Genomic DNA, 22184 nt, shown 5'->3' on the forward strand with positions numbered 1-22184 from the left:
CTTAAATGTTTGGAATATTCGACAAAATAGAGGAGTTTTTTAAGGAACTTCTACTGGGCGGTATCCAAGCAAATTTAGAGTCTATGTTTCTTGACATCAACGATAAAGTTGGTGCTATTGCAACGGATGTGGGAAAAACTCCAATGGGGTGGAATGGACAAGTTTTTAGCTTCATTAAAAGCATTAACGACTCCGTTATCATTCCCGTAGCAGGACTAATCATAACAGCAATCTTATGTATCGAGCTTATCAATATGGTTATGCAAAAGAACAATATGCACGATACAGATACTTTTGAATTTTTTAAGTACATCATTAAGATGTGGATTGCTGTATGGTTAGTGTCCCATGCTTTTGAGTTTAGTATGGCGGTTTTTGATGTGGGGCAAAGTTTGGTAAACAAAGCGGCAGGAGTGATAAATACTTCTGCCACTGTTTCCGGTGATCAGATTGTTCAAATGGTTGAGGGATTAAAGGATAAGGGTCTTGGAGAACTTGTAATGATACTATTTGAAACATCTCTCATAAAAGTTGCTATACAAATTATATCCATTGTGATTATGCTTGTGGTTTACGGAAGAATGTTTGAAATTTATGTTTACTCATCGGTTTCAGCCATCCCTTTTGCCACAATGGGGAATCGTGAGTGGGGACAAATTGGAACAAATTACATCAAAGGGCTTTTTGCTCTTGGATTACAAGGACTCTTTTTAATAGTTTGTCTTGGAATATACGCAGTATTGGTTAAGACAATACAGATAACAGATATACACACAAGTACATTTACGATACTTGGATATGCGGTTTTGCTAGGGTTAATGATGTTAAAGAGTGGAACACTGGCCAAAAGCGTATTAAATGCACATTAGAAGAAAGGAAGATAGGATGAATAAAAGAAAAAAAGTATTTATAGCAGTAGGAATTGTAACAGGTGTTTTGGCAGTGATAGATAGAATCAGGCTTAAAAACATGGTTGATGATTTGGACAAGAGAACAAAAAATATAGGTAGATGTCATAATGATTTTTGTTTGATGCAGGAAGGATATAACAGAAATACAGATGAACAGATTGCAAGTATTAAAGAGGAAATAGGTTCCGTATATGAGCATATAGAGGAACTGTCAAAGGAAAAAGAAGATGGGAGGTAAGTTATGGCATATGTACCTATTCCTAAGAACTTAAAGAATGTGAAAACAAAAGTAGCATTTAACCTTACGAAAAGACAACTGATAGGTTTTACGATTGCAGGGCTTATTGGAATACCAGTCTATTTATTTATGAGAAAGATAGTTCCAAATGATATAGCAGTTATATTTCTCATTGTGTCCACTCTCCCTATATTTTTCATCACTCTTTTTGAAAAGGACGGACTTAGTTTTGAGAAATACTTTAAGTATATTTATCTTCATAAATTTTATCAGCCACAAAAAAGAGTGAGAAAGGAGGTTTATCTTGAAAGGAAAAAGAAAAATTCAGCAAATAAGGTTAGAACAAAACAAAAGGGCATTAAAAAATCAAAAACAAGATTTAAGAAAAGACAAGATAAAGTTAAAGAAAAATAAAGGGAGTATATTAGATATTATCTTTAAAAAAGAGGCGAAAAGATATACTGTCGAAGATACGATACCCTATCTTAGATTACTAAAAAGTGGAATTTGTCAGATTGATGAAAATCATTTTAATAAGAGCATCGCCTTTGAGGATATAAACTATCAACTTGCCTTAGAAGAAGATAGGGATCTTATTTTTAATCAGTTTCCAAACTTCCTAAATTCATTTGATCCAAGTGTAAGCATAGAGTTTTCATATATCAATCAGCTTGGAAGAAATGAAGAAATGAGGTCGGCAATTCAGATACCGGATAAAAAGGACGGGTTTGATGATATACGCCATGAGTTTCGAGAAATGCTTAGAAGTCAGATTGTAAAGGGAAATAACGGACTGAAAAAATCAAAGTATGTAACCTTTACAGTGGAAGCAGACAATTTAGAGCAGGCTACTTCAAAACTGGAAAGACTGGAGATAGATATATTATCGAGTCTTAAAAGTATGGGAGTAAGAGCAGAAAGCCTTAATGGAGAGGAAAGGCTAAAGATACTTCATGATGTTTTAAATCCAAATAAGACCTTTGAATTTTCATATAAGAACTTAAAGAAAAAGGAAAGTACAAAGACATATATTGCTCCTGATGAATTTAACTTTACACCATCAAGGTATTTTAAGTTTGGAAAGTTTATCGGATCAGCAAGCCATTTTCAAATCCTTGCAAGTGAGATTTCAGACCGTATGCTTTCCGAGTTTTTAGATATAGATGATAACATCAATATCTCTTTTCATATTAAGGCAATCGAGCAATCAGAAGCTATCAAGATGGTAAAAAGAAAGAATACGGATATTGATAAAATGAAAATAGAGGAAAATAAAAAAGCGGTAAGAAGTGGTTATGATATGGACATTATTCCAAGTGATTTAATCACCTATGGGGAAGATGTAAAAAGCCTATTAAAAGATTTGCAGACAAGAGATGAGAGAATGTTTGTTGTAACCATCATCTTTATGAACTTTGCAAGGACAATTCAAAAGCTGGATAATACCATTTCGCAAATCAGTTCCATTGCTAATAAGCATAATTGCAAGTTAAAAAGACTTGACCATGCACAGGAGCAGGGCTTAATCAGTGTGCTTCCGCTTGGGGTAAATAAGATTGAAATAGATAGAGGACTTACATCATCATCTACGGCAGTATTTATGCCTTTTACCACAGAGGAGCTTTTTATCAATTCAAGTAATAGTCTGTACTATGGACTAAATGCCCTTAGTCATAACCTGATTATGGCAGATAGAAAGAAGTTAAAAAATCCGAATGGTCTAATTCTTGGAACTCCGGGAAGTGGTAAATCCTTTAGTTCAAAAAGAGAAATGGCAAATGCTATTCTTACAACTGATGATGATGTGATTATTTGCGATCCGGAAGGAGAGTACGGAAATCTTGTAAAACAGTTTAAGGGAGAAGTTATTAAGGTTAGCAGTAAGTCAAGGGACTATTTGAATCCGCTTGACATCAACATGAATTATGGCGATGGGGACGCACCACTAAAAGATAAGGCAAACTTTATTATGTCCATGCTGGAACTTGTCGTTGGTGGTAGTGGTCTTACAGCAGAAGAAAAATCGGTTATAGATAGATGCCTGCCTAAGATTTATAAAAAGTATTTTGAAAATCCATTGCCAGAGAATATGCCTATTCTTCAAAACCTGTATGATATGTTAAAAAATCAGGAAGAAAAAGTCGGTAAAAAGTTGGCAACGGAAATGGAGATTTATGTAACAGGCTCTCTTAATGTATTTAACCACCAGTCCAATGTGGACTTAAATAAGCAGCTACTTTGTTTTGATATTAAGGAGTTAGGCTCACAGCTAAAAAAATTGCAATGCTTGTTATTCAGGATCAGGTGTGGAACAAAGTATCGCAAAATAGAGGAAATAAGGCTACAAGGTACTATATAGACGAGTTTCACTTATTGTTAAAAGACGAGCAGACAGCTTCCTATTCTGTAGAGATTTGGAAAAGGTTTCGTAAATGGGGCGGAATCCCTACAGGCATTACACAAAATGTAAAAGACCTACTTATGAGTAAGGAAATTGAAAATATCTTTGATAATACAGACTTTGTTTTAATGCTTAATCAGGCTTCAGGTGATAGAGAAATTTTAGCAAGAAAACTGAAAATTTCACAGCCACAGCTAAAATATGTAACTAATTCCAATGCAGGAGAAGGACTTTTGTTTTTTGGAAACACCATTGTTCCTTTCCTTGATAAGTTCCCGAAAAACACAATCCTTTATCAAAAAATGACAACCAAGCCTGAAGAAGTGAGGTAGGCTTATGGGAAAGAAATTGAAAAGGGACTTTAAGGAAAGGCAAAGGGCAAGGATTGAAAAGGAAACACTGCAAAGTAATGGCAGCATAGAGCCTGAAGAAAGTAAGTTAAAGCATGGGGATGATTATCGAGGGAAGATAATTCATGACAAAGACCGATTTCAAGATAAGGTGCATGAAAAGGAAAGTAAAAGAAATTATGAGAAAAAAGGTCTGCAAGTAAGTCCTAAAAGAAAGGTGAAACAGCCTAGAAGTTTGATAAAAGGCAAGGAAGTAACTACATCGAGGGATGATGAGAGTAAAACTTTGGATGAGTCCATAGCAGGATATGAAAACAATGATTTTACTTCCTTTGAGAACGGTGAAAAAGTAGCTGATAAGATAATTCCTGAAATGGAAAGCATTAAAAAAGAAAAGAAAATCTCCTTTGAAGAACAAAAAGCAGATCTTTTAAAGAAAAGAAAAATAGCTGAAAAGGTTAGAAAAAACCAAAACTTGGAAGAAACATTTCATAAAAATGAAGAAGTGTATGATCCATTAGGAAAAGACCTTGATAATGACGGAATTATAGACAGATACGACAATGATTTTAGGGATAGCGATTATTTTGAGTCTACTTATGATGTGGAGGATAATCTTCATCATAAAGTGGAAGATACAAAAGACTTCTCAAAAAGTCAAAAGGCTCAAAAGAAAAAGTACAAGAGAAAAAACTATTCGGATAAGGTCTATACAAGGAAAAAGAAAGATGCTCCCACATACGATAAGACGGAAAGGAAAAAGACTGAGAAAGACCTTATTCAGAATAGGGAAAAGAAGAACAGAATCTCTAAGGAGCAGGAAATATTTAAGAAGAAAAATCCTGTAAAAGTATCTGCCTTGTCAGGCTTAGCAAAGTCAAGTGAAACAGTAAGAGATTACTTATCTCATGGAAGCGATGAAAATCAAGGCGTAGAAGCAGGAGAAAAGACAGCCGATACAAGTCAAGGCTTATTCATGGCATTAAGAACTATTCGGATAAGAAAAGAGCAAAAAAAGGATATGATCTTACAAATAAGGACTATAAAATTAGAAAGCGAAAATCTAAATTAGAGTTTCGAGATGCCAAAGAAGAAATGAAAAAAATGGAAGCTTATAAACAAGGAAGTTCCTTTAAGAAGTTTCAAAAACGAAAACAGATGAAAGAATCAATTAAAAGGCAAAACAAGACAAGACTTAGAGATCGTATTAAGGAAGGACTTATAGGAAGTCTTAAAAGTTCAAAGGAATTCATAATTAGAAAAGCGAAAGGACTTATGATTATTTTCATAGGTCTTATTATTTTGGGAACTTTCATAATTAACTTTGCAGGAACTGGAATGACAGGCATTATGAACTCAACAAGCACAGTTCTTGCAACAAGCTATTTATCAAAGCTTAATGTCCTAAGTGAAATCAATGATAACTTTTCGGAGATGGAAAAGGAGCTGCAAAGAGAGGTTGATAATGTTAAAGAAAATCATCCCGGATATGACGAGTACATCCTAAATAACACCGAGTATATCGGTCATAATGTCCACGAACTTTTATCCTACATTACATCAAGGTGTGGAGATGTAAAGAATGTATCAGAAGTAAGTTCCGTATTAAATGAGCTTTTTAAGTCCATGTATGAGCTTGAATACAAAGAAGAAATTGAAATCAGATATAGGACAGTTACAGAAACCTATACCGATGAAGATGGTAACGAATATACAGAAAGTTATGAAGAACCTTATGAGTACAAGAAACTGATTATAACACTTCATAAAAAGGAAATGGATAGTATTGTTAGAGAGGTTTTTGCAAACTATCCAGATAATTTGAAACATTATGAAGCTTTATTTCTTGCTCAAGGGAACATGGGAGAAGCCTTTGGTAATACTGACCTTATTGCCTTAAATGGAGGTGTTGGGAGTGGAAAAGAGTATGAAGCTTCTACAGAAGTTCAAAAGAAGATTGTAAATGCTGCATATATTACACCATCTCCGGGTTCAGGTTGGTGTGCTATGTGGGTTTCACAGGTCTATAAGAATGCAGGACTTGGGTATGTCGGAGGAAATGCTAATGATATGTATCGTAATTTCACTTATACATCTGATAAATCAAAACTTAAAGTTGGGATGATAGTTGCAGTTGAAAGCAGCAGTAGTGGTGGACAAGCCGGACTTATCTATGGTCATGTAGGAATATATATAGGTGATGGAAAGGTGATAGATAATATAGGGCGAATTAGAGTAACTACCTTAGATGACTGGATCGCAACTTTTTGCAAGCACCATCCCGTAGGCTATGGTTTCCCACCAAATGTAAATAGATAAGGAGGATAAAATTTGAAAAGAGAACTTACAGTAGTAAAAAAGAAAATAAAGAAGTTAAAGGATAAAAAGGCTCTGATTGATGAAGAATTGGAGCCTTTGTTCATTCGTGAAGAAGAACTTGAAAATGAAGAAATTATTGCCATTTGCAGAAAAAACAATATCACAATCTCTGATTTGATGGCAAAGGTAAATAAAGAAAAGGCAGAAATAAAAAAGGAGAGAACAAATGAAATATTTAAACAATAGAAAAGCAAGACTAAGTATTGTAGTAGTTTTGTTACTAAGTTTGACGGTAGGGATTTTTACTAAAGTTTTTGCAAGTCAAGATGAGAAAAATTTGATGCTTACTATAAAGTAACTTTTGTTGATAAAAGTTTAAACTATGAGTTTTCCAAACATTTTTACAGAAATAGTAATAAAGAGTTAGAATTTAAATTTCTAATGAAACATTGGATTTCAAATCAAAGTGGAGGAGATGATCTTGTATTTAGTGAAGTGTTTACACAAAAAAATATGAATAAGGAAAATCCATTTCATGCTCTTTATGAATTAGACTATATCAGTCAAAAAAGCTACCCTCATGATATAAGTGCTACTCATGGATTTGGACAATTTATAAGCTTACAGGGCGAGGAATATTTCAAAGACTATTATATAGGTTTTGTTAAAAAAAATAGTGCAGTAAAAAAAAGATATGTGAATAAAGAAGATGAATTTGTCTATGAAATTGAAGCACATATTTATAAATTAAACCGAAATGTAATAAAAGAAAAGATAGATTATAGTGGGGATCTAAAACCTGAAACAATTGAGCGTATTAAGCAAAATGTTCTTAATGCAAATCCTAATATCAATAATGTAAAAGATATAAAAGTTGCTGAAGATAAACTAATTATTGAAACATGGAACAGATATTATACAGGGGTAGCTTTTATTGGATATCCTTTAGAGGATTTATATACGAGGGTAACTAATGCATCATCTCAAACAGAAAATACTGATACCAAGGATCAAGAGAGTCAGACAAAAAGTGAAGTAAAAGTGAAATATCAATACCAAGATGGAAAGGTATATAAGGAATATATAGCTTTATTTGAAAAAAATCAGGTGATAGATTCTTCTGATCTTGAAATGCTTGATGATAATATGAGTTTTAACGATGATTTCGTGAGCTATACAGTAAAAGGTGATGGTAATGATAGTATTATCAGAATAGTAAAAAAATCTGAAAGTAATGCTCAGACTCAGACAGAAAATACAAAGACGGAGAATAAGGAAACTCAAACAGAAATTACTAAGAATGATATTTCCAAAATAGAAAAGGAATCTAAAGTTCTTCAAGAAAAACTTGATAAATTAAACAAGGAAACTAAGGATAAGGATAAATTAAACGATAAGCAAAAAGAAAAAATTAAAGAGCTTGAAGAAAGAATAGATAGCCTGAAAGAAAAACTTGATAAAGGCAAGGAAGATAAAAACTTATCACAAGATATGAAAAAAGAGATGGATAAACTAATTGAGAAGATTAAGGAGCTTGATAAAAAGATGAATGAGCTTGGAAAAACTCCTATTTCGCATAAATTAGTTGAAACTCCAGTTAGTCCTACTTCACAAATCAAATTAAAAACAGGTGATTTACCACAAACATCGGTAAGAGATATTAAAAAAGATTCATTGCCACAAGATAGTAGAGAAAGTAATACAAAGGATATAAATACCGGAAAAAACAATGATAAAGAAAAAGAAATTCGTTATCCAAATAAGCTGACGCCAAAACAGCCTTCCAATAATAGTAGTAATAGTTCACAGATGGATGATTCAAATAAAAATGTAAATACCAATAAAGGAGTTGCTTCAGCTCCATCAAAGGCAAGAGGAACTGTTACTGAGAATAAGGATAATGCGAACAATGACTACCCAATTCACCATAATGACAGTGAAGAAAATAAGTTAAGCCATATGTATTCAGCAGATGCAAGACAGTTTGTTACCTTTACAACTAAAAATGGTAAAACTTTTCACTTAATTATTAACCATGATGAGGATAGCGAAAATGTGGTGCTTTTAACGGAAGTATCTGAAGATGATCTTCTTAATATGGTTGAGAAGAAAGAAGAACCAAAACAAGAAATTACAAAGGATGAACCGGTAAAAGAAGAACCTAAGCCTATGAAAAAAGAAGAAAGTAGCAATACAGGAACATACTTAATCCTTGCTCTTGTAGTAGTAGGAGCATTAGGAGCAGGATATTATTTCAAGGTTATTAAGAAAAAGGAAGATAAGGAGCTTGAAGATTTTGAGGAGGAAGATGATGATTTCTTTTCAGAGGCAGAGGAAAGTGAAAATGAATTAGATGAATCGTTGGAAACAGAAGATGAAGAAGATGATGAGTTAGAGTAAGTTTATACCAAAACTATATAATATTTGGGACGAAAAACAGGGTGAGAGAGTAAAATTTTTCGCCCTTATTACTTTTTAAAAACTATTTATTTGTTGCAAGTATGCGTACAAAACGATATAATGTAAGCACAATTACAACAAAGGGTGGTATTATGAATTATATAGAAAAAATAAGGGAAAAAATAAAACAATTTGGTGGAATTATTACGAGTAAGGAAGTTAAAAACTCAGGTATTCCTACCGTATATCTTACACGAATGGTTGAAAATGGAGAGCTAACTCGTGCAAGTAGAGGGATTTATATAGATTCTAATGGAGACTATGATGAATATTACTTTTTTCATAGTAGATTTAGTGTTCCTATTTTTTCTTATGTATCTGCCCTGTATCTTCATAAATTTACGGATATAATTCCAAATGAAATGGAAATTACAGTATATAGAGGCTACAATCCTCATCGCATAAGTGAGAATGTAATAATACATTATGTAACAAAAGATATTTATGATTTAGGTGTTACAGAATGTAAAACCGTATTTGGGAATTTAGTTAAAGTTTATGATCTGGAAAGAACTCTTTGCGACCTTATAAAAAATAGAAATGAAGTTGAAACAGAGCTATTTTCTAAAACAATTAACAGGTATGCACGCTTCCAAAATAAGGACTTGAACAAACTATACGAGTATTCAAAGAAAATCAAGATATATGAACAAGTAAAAGAACTAATGGAGGTTATCTATGAATAAGGACAAATTAAGGTCGATGTGTCAAAAATTATCAAAAGAGACTGGACTTAGCTTTAATGCAATACAAACACACTTTTTTCTGGAAAGCATTTTAGGAAAAATTGCCAACAGTGATGAGAATGAAAATTTTATATTTAAAGGTGGTTTTTTACTTGCGAATGTTATTGGTATTAGGCAGAGAAATACTGTAGATATTGATTTTTTGATAAGACGATTTTCTCTTACAGAAGAAAATATAAAACAAAGATTTGAAAAAATGTTTCAAAAGAAAGATGATACAGGAATAAGTTATGAAATTCAAAAGATAGAAGAAATACGCAAGGAAGATGAGTATGGTGGATTTAGAATTACTATTCTTTGTAGATTAGAGAATATAAGACAAATTATTCCTCTTGATATAGCAACAGGAGATCCAATTACACCAAGTGAAATATCTTATGAATACAAGAGTATTTTCAGTGATGATGTTTTTGATATTTGTGCTTACAACATAGAAACGATGCTTGCAGAGAAGCTTCAGACAGTCTATAAAAGAGGGGTGTTTAATAGTAGAAGTAAAGATTTTTATGATATTTACATTCTGTATAATTTAGAAAAAGAAGAAATTGATTTTGAAAGATTAAAGAAAGCTTGTGAAAATACATTTAGATACAGAAGGACAAATTTTGATGTTGATAGTATTCTTGAGGTATTAAACATATTAAAAAATGAGAAAGATATTAATACAAGATGGGCTAATTATCAAAAAAGATTCAGCTATGCTAAAGACATAAGTTTTGATGATGTAATAAATACAACGATAGAATTAGTAGGAAAAATTAAATAATGCACCAAAAACTATACAATATTTGGTGCAAACAAAGGGCGAGAGAGTTAAATCTTTCGCCCTTTTCTATTGAAAACAGGAGGAAAAATATATGAAACTTGTAATTGCAGAAAAACCAAGTGTAGCAATTTCTATTGCAAAAGTGATAGGAGCTACAAAAAAGAAAGACGGATATTATGAAGGAAATGGATATAGGGTAAGCTGGTGTGTTGGACACTTAATTCAGATGGCGAATCCCGACGCTTATGATGAAAAATATGCTAAGTGGAATATGGCGGATTTACCGATTATTCCAAAAGAATATAAGTATGTGGTGGCAAAGTCTACCAAGAAACAATTTAATATTCTTAAAAAGTTGATGAACGATAAGGAAGTAGACATTGTGATAAATGCCTGCGATGCAGGGCGTGAGGGAGAAGCAATCTTTAGGCTTGTATATCATCAGGCAAATTGTAAAAAGAAGATGAAACGCCTTTGGATTTCATCAATGGAAGACAGTTCAATTAAAGATGGTTTTGAAAATCTACAAGATGGTAGTTTTTACGACAATCTATTTGAATCATCGCAAGCAAGGGCAATAGCAGATTGGCTCGTTGGAATGAACATCAGTAGGCTTTATTCTTGTCTATATAAACAAAATTACAGTGTAGGTAGAGTACAAACACCAACCCTTTCAATGATTGTGAAACGAGATGATGAGATAAAGAACTTCAAAAAGGAAAAATATTATACAGTAGAGCTTGAATTAGGCGGATTTACTATTTCTACTGATAGAATTGATGATAAGACAGTTGCAGACCAATTACTTAATTTGGTAGGAAATACTATTGAAATTACAGATGTGATTCAGAAAGAAAAAAACAACAAAACCTGATTTACCTTTTGACCTTACAACACTTCAACGAGAATGCAACAAATTATTTGGATACAGTGCCAAGCAGACACTTGATTATGCACAAAGTTTGTATGAGAAAAAGCTTATAACTTATCCAAGAACAGACAGCAGATGCCTGACTGAAGATATGATAACAAGCACTATTAACAATATCTTAGGTAAGAATGACTTTGATACTGAAAGAATTAAGATAGTATTTAACTCAAAAAAAGTTACGGATCACCATGCGATTATACCGACAGCAAGCTCACTGAATGAAGATTTATCGAGTATCGCTGAGAGTGAAGCGAAGGTGTATAAACTGATTTCAGATAAGCTTCACGCAAGTGTAGGCTATCCTTTAATTGAGAATACAACAAAGATTGTTGCTGAATTTGACGGATTTGAATTTACAAGTTCCGGAAAAGTGATTGTTGATGAGGGATTTACCAAGTATCTAAAAGAATATATTAAAAAGAAAAGTGAGGATAATCTTTTTCCTGATGTAAAGATAGGTGATATTCTTGATGTTGAAAACAAGGAGATAAAAGAAAAATATACAGCACCACCGAAACACTTTACTGAAGATACGCTTTTAAAGGTTATGGAGCTTGCAGGAAATGACGCATTGGAAAAAGGTGTAGAAGTTGAGCGAAAGGGACTTGGAACACCTGCAACAAGAGCAGGAATTATTGAAAATCTAATCTTTAAGGGATTTATTGAGAGAGATAAGAAAAACCTTATTGCTACACATAAAGGAATCAGTCTTGTAACGATTGTTGCTGATGTCTTTAAATCCGTAAAAACAACAGCAAAATGGGAAATGGAATTATCCGATATTGCACAGGGTAAATCTTCAAAGAAATTTTTTTTAGAGGCGATTGAAAATGAGATAAAAGAAGTGGTTTTAACTTATAACCAGCACATTGGCTCATAGAGATTATTCAAGAGGTTTTCCTGCAAAAATGATTATTGACGATGAGAAGATTACTATAGAAAACAGTAATTTAGCTCATGGAATGGGGGCATTGGACTTACAAAAGTTTGAGCCTTTCCCTAAAAATCCTGCTATCTCAAAAGTGTTTAGAGAAATAGGACTTGCTGATGAGCTTGGTTCAGGTATGAGAAACACATATAAATATACAAGACTATATTCAGGTGTTGATCCTCTGTTCGAGGAGGAAAATATATTTAGAACGATAATTCCTTTGAAGAAAATAGCGACTCAAAAAGTTGGAGGAAGTGGTGTCGCTCAGGATAAGATAGCTCTTGCAGAATTTATAAAAGAAAAAATAAGAGAAAATGATAAGATTACAAGAAAAGCAATTGCAGATGAATTTGGAGTTAGTGTAAAGACTATAGAAAGAGCCATTAAAGAAATAGATAATCTAAAATATGTAGGCAGAGGAAGTAATGGTCATTGGGAACTGAGTGAATAGTATTAAGTTGCAACTTCATGATTTATGCAGGTATGATTGAGATATAAAGCCAGTAAAATAAGGATTTTTAGTAAGTTGAAATAGAAAATTTAAGTTGCATTAAGCTACAATACACAGAATTTAGAGGTGATTAGAGTAAAAATCTAAGCACCTTTTTATTTGTAAAAAAGAAGGAGGTAAATATGCGAATAAATGATTTTCATAACATTTTGGGACTTATAAAGCAAGATATTTTAGATAGCGAAGTAGAATATCTAAAGCTCTTAAAAGTTGTAGGAAACAATCAAAGATATGACTTTAGAAGTCAGTTAAGTATCTATGATAAAAAACCTGAAGCCATAGCTTGTGCCAAGTTTGATTATTGGCGTGAACACTTTAACCGAACAGTTATGCGTGGTCAAAAGGGTATCCCTATTTTAGAGGACTATGGCACATACAAAAAGGTGGACTATATCTTTGATATTAGTCAGACTGTTTCCAAAAACAGAGATGTTAACGAAGTAAATCTTTGGAGATTTGACAAAGAAGCTCATAGAGATGTTTTAAAAGAAATGATAAAAAGTGAGGGCTATGAAGAAAGTGAAAGCACCTTAGAAAATATCTTTTCTTTAAGCAGGCTCTATGGAGATGAAAAAATAGACAGCTTGATGAATGAGCTTAGAATAGCCGATGAGGATAGAATAGCCTTCACTAAATTTGTGAGGGACTCGGTAAGTTATGCAGTAGCTTCAAGATTTAAAGTAGACTATCCTATGGATAAGGAGCTATTAAAGGAAAACTTTGCAATGCTTGACAGCATTTCCCTTATGAGCCTTGGAGAAACTGTATCAGATATTAGCGGAAGTATCATAGATACAACTATTCAAAAAAGTAAAGAGGTAGAACTTCAAAAAGAAGCTTTAAGAGATAAAGAAGCAGGATATAATAAAATAAAAGAAGAATTAAAGGAGGTAGAAGAAAATGTACTTCGACGAGATGATCAGGAAAGAATTAGTGAAAACGAGCGAATTTTCCGAAATGGAGAGTACGGACGAGATAATAGAGAAAATCAAAGAGAATACACTGAATCAGTTAGAGGAAGAGACGGACTTTATGAGGGAATATCCGAATCCAGTGTACGCAGTGATGAGGCTGGATTATCTTTCAAACAGCGAGGAGCAGAGCCACTTCGAGATGTTAGTGGATCTATACAAAGAGAAGAAACTGATCAAACATCTGATGGATACTCAGAAACAGGCGATAGAATTTATGAGAGTAGAGAAGCCAAAACTAATGAAAGCTTGGAAGATAGAGGACGAGAGCCATCCACAGTACAAAGCGATGATTTCAGCACTCAAAGAAATGACAATCAAGGAAGTAGTGGAAATCTAAAAGAAAATACGGATAAAGAGATAAGAGAAGCTGACAAGGCTTCTTTTTCTTTACCTGAAAATTCCTATGGACAGATGAAGCTTACCATTCCACTTAATAGTAAGGATATAGATACTATCCTTATTAACGGAGGAAATTATGACGGTGGCAGACTTCCTATCATTGCTGAATTTTCCAAAGGAAAAACAGTAGAAGAATTAGGAGAATACCTTAAAGATACATTCAAAGGTGGAAATGGATTTTATATTGATGAAAAAGAAGTATCTTCCTGGTATTCGGATGAGGGTATTCATTTAGCTTATGGAACATCTGCAAGAGAAGATAATACGCAGGTTTTAAGCTGGAGAAATGCTGCAAGTAGAATAAATGAGCTTTTAGAAAATGGAGAGTTTGCTACAAATGTAGAGCTTTTAGAAGCACTTGACTATGAAAGAGATAAAATTTCAGAATCTTTATGGTATCTATATCACGATTTAAGCGAAGAAGGAAAAGCACATGGCTATTTTGACTTTATAGAAAGAGGAGGTGGCTTTCCAGATGAAACTAAAAGATTATCTGAGCTACTTAAAAATCCTGAAAATCTTGGAAATGTCATCAAAGATTACAGTCGCTTTTTGAAAGGATATAAAGAAAATAGAGATGTACTAAGATTTCATTATCATAAGGCAGATAGCCTTTATCAAAAATTACAGGAACTTGAACTTCCAAGAAAGGACTATTCTACTAATCTGACTGAACATCCACAGTTAAAAGCTTTCATTACAGAAGATGAAATCCTTGCTACTATTTCAAGAGGAAGTGGAGTAGATAGAGGAAAAGAGCGAATAATTAAGTTTTTTAAAGAACATCATACCTTGCAGGAAAAAGCGAATTTCCTAAAAGATGAATACGAAATTGGTGGAAGCTCTCATGCTGTTTCAGGAGCAAGAGGAAGTGGAGAATGGCACGATGCAAAGGGAGTTAAATTAGAAAAGAAAGGTTGTAATGATATTCTTCTTACTTGGTCAAATGTAGCCAAGCATATAGATGAGCTGCTTTCTAAAAATCTTTATCTTGAAGAAAAGGGCATTAAGGAAAGTACAGAAGAAATCAAAGAACCAAGTTATTATTCTAAAGATAATCCGGAAAATTTAATGACAGAAGAAATGCTAAAGCGAGTACCTGAGCTTTATGCACAGGAAGATGTAGCATTGGCAGACAAAGAGGTTCATGCAGCATATATCATTCCCTTTAGAAGTAACTGGACTTGGTATATGACAGAGTACGATAGAGAAAGTAAAGATGCTTTTGGACTTGTACTTGGGATTGAGCCTGAGTGGGGATATTTTAATCTTGAAGAGTTGAAGGAATTAAATGCCCAAAGGCTTGTTTTAGAAGATTTCCCAAAGACCTTTAGAGAGCTTAAAGACAGTGAACTTAAAAAGCAGATGGATGAGCAGGAACTGCAATCTGTATTTAATGGAGAACTTAGTTTTGATGAGAAAGAAATAAAAGATGAAATCAAAGAAGAAATAGAAGAAAACACACCAGTAAAACCTGCTCAAACAACTCTATTTGATTATCTAAAGGAAAGAGAAGAAGTTGAACTTAACGAAAAAGAGGATAGCCTTTCAGATGAGTTTGTAGTTAAAGAAGGCGATACCATATATTTTAATCATGAGGAGTACAAAGTAAGAGAGATTTCTAAAAATCAAATCACTGGAAGAAACGACTTATGGCTTGATCCTGTTAGGCAAGGCAATCATCAAATTCCAATTATAGCCTTTACAGATAATGAGGATTTATTAAGACAAGTAAGTTTTGAAAGACCAAACTTTATTGTTGGGGATGAAGTTAAATATAGGGATAAAGATAAAAGTTATACCATAACTCGCTTTGATGATATGGGAAATAACTTAAAGACAATAACAGTCAAGGATAATACTGAATATCTTGGTGGAATGATTACAGGCTCCGATGTAATTCCTTATCACCAAGAAAGTGAGCTTGATAAAATATTTGAAAATTTTACTTATGTGAAACATGAAAAGACTTTTGAAGAAGTAGAAATAAAGAGAAATGAGGCTCAAAATTTCAAGATTACAGAGGAAACATTACCTGAAAAGTTATCTCCAAGTGAGAGGTTAAACAATAACCTTGGAGCGATCTCTATGCTTAATAGAGTGGAAAAAGGAGAACGAGAGCTTGATATTACAGCTCAGGAACTTTTAGCAAAATATGTAGGCTGGGGAGGACTTTCCGATGTCTTTGATGAAAATAAGGTTGGTCAATGGGAGGAAGCAAGAGCCTTCTTAAAGAAAAATCTATCGCCATCAGAATATGAAGCTGCAAGAGAATCAACCCTAACGAGCTTTTACACACCGAAAACAGTGATTGACGGAATATATAAGACACTTTCCGGTATGGGATTTAAAAATGGAAATATCCTTGAACCATCAATGGGTATCGGGAACTTTATTGGTAATGTACCTGATGAAATGAGTAAGTCAAAGTTTTATGGTGTAGAGCTTGACTCGGTAAGTGGTCGTATTGGAAAACTACTATATCCGGAAAGTGAAGTACAGGTAAAGGGACTGGAAGAAACAGGCTTCTCTAATAACTTCTTTGATGTTGCAATCGGAAATGTTCCCTTTGGAGAATACAAGGTAAATGATAGAGAATACAATCGCAATAACTTCCTTATCCACGATTACTTCTTCGCTAAGTCCATAGATAAGGTAAGAAATGGTGGTGTTATTGCCTTTATTACATCATCTGGCACAATGGATAAAAAAGATGAAAGTGTAAGACGCTATCTTGCAGCAAGAGCCGAATTTTTAGGAGCAATCAGGCTTCCAAATGATACCTTTAAGGGTGTTGCCGGCACAGAAGTAACCTCGGATATTATCTTTTTAAAGAAAAGAGATAGCGTATTAGAACGAGATGAAGATTGGATACACCTTGCGGAAGATGAAAACGGGCTTGTATATAACAAATACTTTGTCGATCATCCTGAACAGGTACTTGGCTCTATGGAAGAAGTAAGCGGAAGATTTGGAAATACTTTAGCTTGCTTACCTAAAGAAAATACCAATTTAAAAGAGCTACTTACAAGGGCAGGTAGAGAAATATCTAAAGATGCCAAGTATGAAGAAATAGAGCTTTTAGATGATGAGGTAACATCTATCCCTGCAACTGATGATATAAAAAACTTCTCCTATACACTTATTGATGATGAAGTCTATTACAGGGAGAATTCCCTATTTATCAAAAAAGAAGTAAGCGATAAAAATAAAGAAAAAATCAAGGATTACCTTGAGCTGAATGCTGCTTTAAAAGAGGTGATTAAAAGCCAAAAAGAAGATTTTAGCGAGGAAGAAATTAAGGCTTCACAGGAAAAACTAAACGAAGTATATGACAACTTTTCAAAGAAGCATGGCTTTGTCAATAATTTAAGCAATACCAGAGCCTTGAAAGAGGATAGCAACTTCCCTCTTGTATCTTCCATAGAAATTCTTGATGAAGAAGAAAATTTTAAGGCAAAAGGAGATATTTTCTCGAAAAGAACCATTACAAAAGCCAAAGTTATAGACCATGTGGATACCTCTTTAGAAGCTCTTGTCTTATCGGTATCTGAAAAAGGATATGTGGACTTTGATTATATGGGAAGTCTTACTGATAAAGATAGATCTACTTTGATTGAGGAGCTTAGAGGGGAAATCTATCTAAATATTAGGGAAGAACAAAACTTTTACAGACCACTTTCCTTTAACTTGGAAGATGGCGATTTACCATTTGCCTGTGCAAATGGCAGTAATTCTTATAAATATGGCTATGTAACAAAAGATGAATACCTATCAGGAAATATCAGAGATAAGATTGCTATTGTGGATAGCTATTTATCAAAGCTCAGACAGACGGAAAGAGAACTTCCTCATCTTGGCTATGAAGAAAACGGAAAAGAAAAAGAGCTGATAAGCTATGAAATGAACCGTTTGGAATACCAAAAAGTAGAACTTACAAAGGTTCTTCCAAAGGAATTAGAAGCAAGTGAAATCAATGTGCGTCTTGGTGCAACATGGATACCGATTAAAGATATTGAGAAATTCATCTTTGAAACGCTGAAAACTCCGGGATATGCTAAATGGGATATTAAAGTTAAATTTTCAAACCTTACAAGCGAATGGAATGTAGAAGGAAAAAGCAGGGACAGAGGAAATGACCTTGCTGAAATGACCTTTGGTACATCAAGAGTAAATGCCTATAAGTTGATTGAAGATGCCCTAAACCTGAAAGAAACAAAGGTGTTTGACCAGATTGTAAATCCGGATGGTTCTAAAACTTCTGTCCTTAACAAGAAAGAAACTATGCTTGCAGGACAAAAGCAGGAATTACTAAAAGAAGAATTTAAGAACTGGATATTTAACGATCAGGAACGAAGAAACCGTCTTGTAAAACTATATAACGAGCGTTTTAATTCAATCCGTAACAGAGAATATGACGGAAGCAACCTCTCTTTTGAGGGAATGAATACGGAAATAGATTTAAGACCACATCAAAGAAATGCCATAGCAAGAAGTTTGTATGGAGGAAATACTTTGCTTGCCCATGTAGTAGGCAGTGGAAAGACCTTTGAAATGGTAGCTTCTGCAATGGAAAGTAAAAGGCTTGGAATGTGTACCAAATCCTTATTTGTTGTTCCCAATCACTTAACAGGGCAAATCGGTCGTGAGTTTATGCAGCTATATCCATCGGCTAACATTATGGTGGCTGATAAAAAAGACTTTGAACCGAAAAATAGAAAGAGATTTATCGGGAAAATTGCTACAGGGGAATACGATGCAGTTGTTATCGGGCATACACAGTTTGAAAAAATTCCAATGTCTAAGGAATATCAAGAGAAACATATTCAAGATCAGATTGATGAGATTGTAAACTATGTAGAAGAATACAAGCATGACAGAAATCAGAACTTTACCGTAAAACAGCTTGAAAAGACGAAGAAAAAATTGGAGACAAGGCTTGAAAAATTAAATGATGATTTTAAGAAAGACGATGTGATTACCTTTGAAGAATTAGGTGTTGATAAGCTCTTTGTTGATGAGGCACATGGTTTTAAGAACCTTTATCTTTATACAAAAATGCGTAATGTTGCAGGTATTGGACAGTCTGAAGCTTTTAAGTCCTCCGATATGTTTATGAAATGCCGTTATATGGATGAAATGACAGGCGGAAAAGGCGTGGTCTTTGCTACAGGAACGCCTGTAAGTAACTCAATGACAGAGCTTTATACTATGCAAAGGTATCTTCAGTATGAGAGCCTTAAAAAGAATGGACTGGAGCATTTTGACTCTTGGGCTTCCACTTTTGGAGAAACACAAAGCTCCTTTGAATTATCGCCTGAAGGAACAGGATATAGGGTAAAAACGAGATTTTCTAAGTTTTATAACTTGCCTGAACTAATGAGTATGTTTAAGGAAGTTGCTGATATTCAGACTGCCGATATGCTTAATCTTCCTACACCTGAAGCTAATTATGAAGTTATTAAAACTGAACCATCTGAAGAACAAAAGGAAATCTTAAAGAGTTTATCTGAGAGAGCAGATGATGTCAGAAATAGGGTTGTAGAACCAGATGTTGATAATATGCTAAAGATTACCAATGACGGTAAGAAACTTGCCTTAGATCAGCGTTTAATCAATCCCCTACTTCCTGATAATCCCGACAGTAAGGTCAATGTATGCGTAAAAAATGTCTTTGCCATTTGGGATAAGACCAAAGAGAACAAGTCTACACAACTACTTTTCTCCGATATGTCAACTCCAAAAGGAGATGGAGAGTTTAACATTTATGATGATATCAGAGAAAAGCTCGTAGCAATGGGAATCCCAAAAGAAGAAATCGCCTTTATCCATGAAGCGAATTCTGATAAACAAAAAGATGAACTCTTTGCAAAGGTAAGAAAAGGTGAAGTTCGTATCTTAATGGGTTCAACACAGAAGATGGGAGCCGGAACGAATGTGCAAAATAAGCTGATTGCACTTCATGATTTGGATGTACCTTGGGTGTGACTTGAAAGTCGCATAGATAATTGTTTAACTAAATAAAGATTAAACCCTCTATTCCGTTAGAGGTAGCCTAGTGTCACCTGCTTTATCAGTGATGATAATGTTTGGAAGCTGACATGACAATGTAGCCCTCCACGAAAGTGGTTAAGTCTAAGCTGTGAAGCAAAGACGAATCTGCTAGCAACAATGCGGTTAGGGAGCTAGGCTTGAGTAGTATGGCTAACATAAGTGAACTGTTATATAAACGTCGTAACGTCCAACGAGCCAAAGTTGCTGATAGGCTCCAGCCCAAAACGGGAAGCGGTCAGATAATCCTCTCCATGGTAGGATTACACGGATATAAGTACCGTCGGCGAATGAGACAGAGCCTAACCTACTCTTGTTATCTATGTGGAACAAGGTAAGCCTGTATCTCTCCTAAGAATTTAGGAAAGTATTTCGTAAGAAATACCGATAGGGGTGCAGGTATAGGATTGTAGAAAAAGCGAATGTCATTTTGTAATGAAATGAATAGGGGTTCAAAATTTGCCCTAACCCGAAAGGGTGCAGACTTCTACGTAAGGTAATTCTTTACAAGAAACTTATAGAATTTTTGAAAGGAGTAAAGCAAATGAACGTTAATAAAAAGACGTGTGCAACTACTGACCCTAATTTTGCATGGAAATCCATAGATTGGAAAAAATGCGAAGCACAGGTTAAAAAACTACAAGAACGTATTGTAAAGGCTAGAAAAGAAGGTGGACATGGCAAGGTAAAATCCTTGCAATGGACACTGACACATTCTTTTGCTGCAAAAGCAATAGCAGTAAAAAGAGTGACAACTAACGAAGGTAAGAAAACAGCAGGAGTAGACAAAGTATTATGGTCTACGGACAAAGCAAAGTATGAGGCTATTTTAAGTTTAAAAAGAAATGGATATAAACCACAGCCATTACGCAGAGTATTTATTAAAAAAGCAAATGGGAAATTACGCCCACTTGGGATACCTACAATGAAAGATAGGGCAATGCAAGCACTGTATCTATTAGCATTAGAGCCAATTGCAGAAATGACGGCAGACCCTCATTCTTATGGATTTAGGAAAGAAAGATGCCCACAAGATGCAATACAACAATGTCATACAATCTTATGTCGCCAAAACTCTCCAAAATGGGTGTTAGAGGGCGATATAAAAGGTTGTTTTGACCACATTAGTCATGAATGGTTACTCAATAATATTCCTATGGATACCAAAATATTAAAGAAATGGTTGAAATGTGGAGTTATCTTTAAAGGAGAATTGTTCGCAACTGATGAAGGAACAATGCAAGGCGGGATTATTTCGCCAACACTTGCTAACATGACATTAGATGGATTAAGTGAATTATTAGCAACTAAAAACAAGAGAGTAAATCGAAAATATGAGAAATACTCCCCGATGGTTAATATGGTGCGTTATGCTGATGACTTCATAATCACTGGTAGAACAAAAGAGACATTGGAAGACATCAAACCAATGTTAGTCGAGTTTTTAAGTGAGCGAGGATTAGAATTATCAGAAGAAAAGACTTTAATTACACATATTGATGATGGATTTGATTTTCTAGGATTTAATATTAGGAAATTTAAAGGTGTACTACTTACACAGCCGTCCAAAAAGAGTGTAAAGAAGTTTTTAGATAGCATTAGATATGTAATCGATAGCAATAAGTCTTGCAAACAAGAAACTCTAATAAGGCTGTTAAACCCTAAAATAATAGGTTGGGCAAACTACTATAGATGTGGAGCTTCATCAAGAACATTTCAAAAAGTAGACAACCAAATTTTCCAAAAGCTATGGCAATGGGCGAAAAGACGACATCCTAAAAAAGGGAAACGTTGGATTGCTAATAAGTATTTTCATTTCTATAAGACTAGACGTTGGACATTCTTAGTAAAGTCCATAAAGAAAGGGAAAGTAGATATATTTCCACTAAAATTTATGTTTGATACAAAAATCATCAGACACAAAAAAATAAAAAGTGAATCAAATCCATTTGATATAGAATGGAAATCATACTTTGAAGAAAGAATGACCTATAAAATGCTCTTGTCACTGAAAGGAAGAAAATCACTCTTGTATATGTGGAACAAGCAAGAACATAAATGTCCACTTTGCAATGAGAAGATAACTGCTGACACTCAATGGAACGTACGAGAACAAAGAGAAAATGGGCAAATAGTCCGTTATCTTGTACACGATAAATGCTACAAACAAAATCGTTAGTTGACTAGCCGACATCT

At 34.1% G+C, this 22184-nt stretch carries 8 protein-coding genes and 5 pseudogenes; all 13 read left to right on the top strand.

Features of this window, described 5'->3' with window-relative positions; all coding sequences use genetic code 11:
- Positions 1 to 5: 5 nt before the first annotated feature.
- The 13 genes and pseudogenes from ACQV2O_RS00940 to ltrA all read left to right on the top strand — a co-directional run bounded on the left by ACQV2O_RS00940 (position 6) and on the right by ltrA (position 22167).
- Entirely contained in the window at positions 6 to 869 is an 864-nt protein-coding gene (locus ACQV2O_RS00940; protein ID WP_428874716.1) for a VirB6/TrbL-like conjugal transfer protein, CD1112 family, read from the top strand.
- 16 nt (positions 870 to 885) lie between these two features.
- Complete coding sequence (locus ACQV2O_RS00945) at positions 886 to 1149, top strand: conjugal transfer protein (RefSeq protein ID WP_428874717.1); 264 nt, start codon at positions 886 to 888, stop codon at positions 1147 to 1149.
- Positions 1150 to 1152: 3 nt separating this feature from the next.
- Positions 1153 to 1563 (top strand): PrgI family protein, encoded by a 411-nt coding sequence (locus ACQV2O_RS00950; RefSeq protein WP_428874718.1) that lies wholly within the window; start codon positions 1153 to 1155, stop codon positions 1561 to 1563.
- Positions 1454 to 3882 (top strand): annotated as a pseudogene (locus ACQV2O_RS00955) (VirB4-like conjugal transfer ATPase, CD1110 family). Before ACQV2O_RS00950 ends, ACQV2O_RS00955 begins: the two are co-directional and overlap by 110 nt.
- Positions 3883 to 3886: 4 nt before the next feature.
- A pseudogene (locus tag ACQV2O_RS00960) lies at positions 3887 to 6219 on the top strand (CD1108 family mobile element protein).
- 12 nt (positions 6220 to 6231) lie between these two features.
- On the top strand, positions 6232 to 6465 hold the full coding sequence (locus ACQV2O_RS00965) for a conjugal transfer protein (protein ID WP_428874719.1): 234 nt from the start codon (positions 6232 to 6234) through the stop codon (positions 6463 to 6465).
- A gap of 195 nt (positions 6466 to 6660) precedes the next feature.
- Complete coding sequence (locus tag ACQV2O_RS00970; protein ID WP_428874720.1) at positions 6661 to 8619, top strand: CD1107 family mobile element protein; 1959 nt, start codon at positions 6661 to 6663, stop codon at positions 8617 to 8619.
- Positions 8620 to 8771: 152 nt separating this feature from the next.
- Positions 8772 to 9365: a type IV toxin-antitoxin system AbiEi family antitoxin domain-containing protein gene (locus ACQV2O_RS00975; RefSeq protein ID WP_428874721.1), complete on the top strand. Its 594-nt coding sequence runs from the start codon at positions 8772 to 8774 to the stop codon at positions 9363 to 9365.
- Positions 9358 to 10191 (top strand): nucleotidyl transferase AbiEii/AbiGii toxin family protein, encoded by an 834-nt coding sequence (locus ACQV2O_RS00980; RefSeq protein WP_428874722.1) that lies wholly within the window; start codon positions 9358 to 9360, stop codon positions 10189 to 10191. Before ACQV2O_RS00975 ends, ACQV2O_RS00980 begins: the two co-directional genes overlap by 8 nt.
- Positions 10192 to 10282: 91 nt before the next feature.
- Positions 10283 to 12002 (top strand): annotated as a pseudogene (locus ACQV2O_RS00985) (DNA topoisomerase 3).
- A pseudogene (locus ACQV2O_RS00990) lies at positions 11977 to 12504 on the top strand (ATP-binding protein); the annotation flags it as partial. The pseudogenes ACQV2O_RS00985 and ACQV2O_RS00990, both read left to right, overlap by 26 nt.
- Positions 12505 to 12686: 182 nt before the next feature.
- Positions 12687 to 19919: pseudogene (locus tag ACQV2O_RS00995) on the top strand (Eco57I restriction-modification methylase domain-containing protein); the annotation flags it as partial.
- A 613-nt stretch (positions 19920 to 20532) separates the two neighbouring features.
- Positions 20533 to 22167, top strand: coding sequence for a group II intron reverse transcriptase/maturase (gene ltrA, locus ACQV2O_RS01000; RefSeq protein WP_428874723.1), 1635 nt, complete (start codon positions 20533 to 20535; stop codon positions 22165 to 22167).
- Positions 22168 to 22184: the final 17 nt, after the last annotated feature.

Source organism: Facklamia sp. P13055 (assembly GCF_050409445.1).
Taxonomy (GTDB): Bacteria; Bacillota; Bacilli; order Lactobacillales; family Aerococcaceae; genus Facklamia.

Bases quoted from the DNA above. Each gene is read 5' to 3' on its own strand.
- ACQV2O_RS00950 (WP_428874718.1), top strand. From the start codon at position 1,153: ATGGCATATGTACCTATTCCTAAGAACTTAAAGAATGTGAAAACAAAA.
- ACQV2O_RS00945 (WP_428874717.1), top strand. From the start codon at position 886: ATGAATAAAAGAAAAAAAGTATTTATAGCAGTAGGAATTGTAACAGGT.
- ACQV2O_RS00970 (WP_428874720.1), top strand. From the start codon at position 6,661: ATGAAACATTGGATTTCAAATCAAAGTGGAGGAGATGATCTTGTATTT.
- ACQV2O_RS00975 (WP_428874721.1), top strand. From the start codon at position 8,772: ATGAATTATATAGAAAAAATAAGGGAAAAAATAAAACAATTTGGTGGA.
- ltrA (WP_428874723.1), top strand. From the start codon at position 20,533: ATGAACGTTAATAAAAAGACGTGTGCAACTACTGACCCTAATTTTGCA.
- ACQV2O_RS00940 (WP_428874716.1), top strand. From the start codon at position 6: ATGTTTGGAATATTCGACAAAATAGAGGAGTTTTTTAAGGAACTTCTA.
- ACQV2O_RS00980 (WP_428874722.1), top strand. From the start codon at position 9,358: ATGAATAAGGACAAATTAAGGTCGATGTGTCAAAAATTATCAAAAGAG.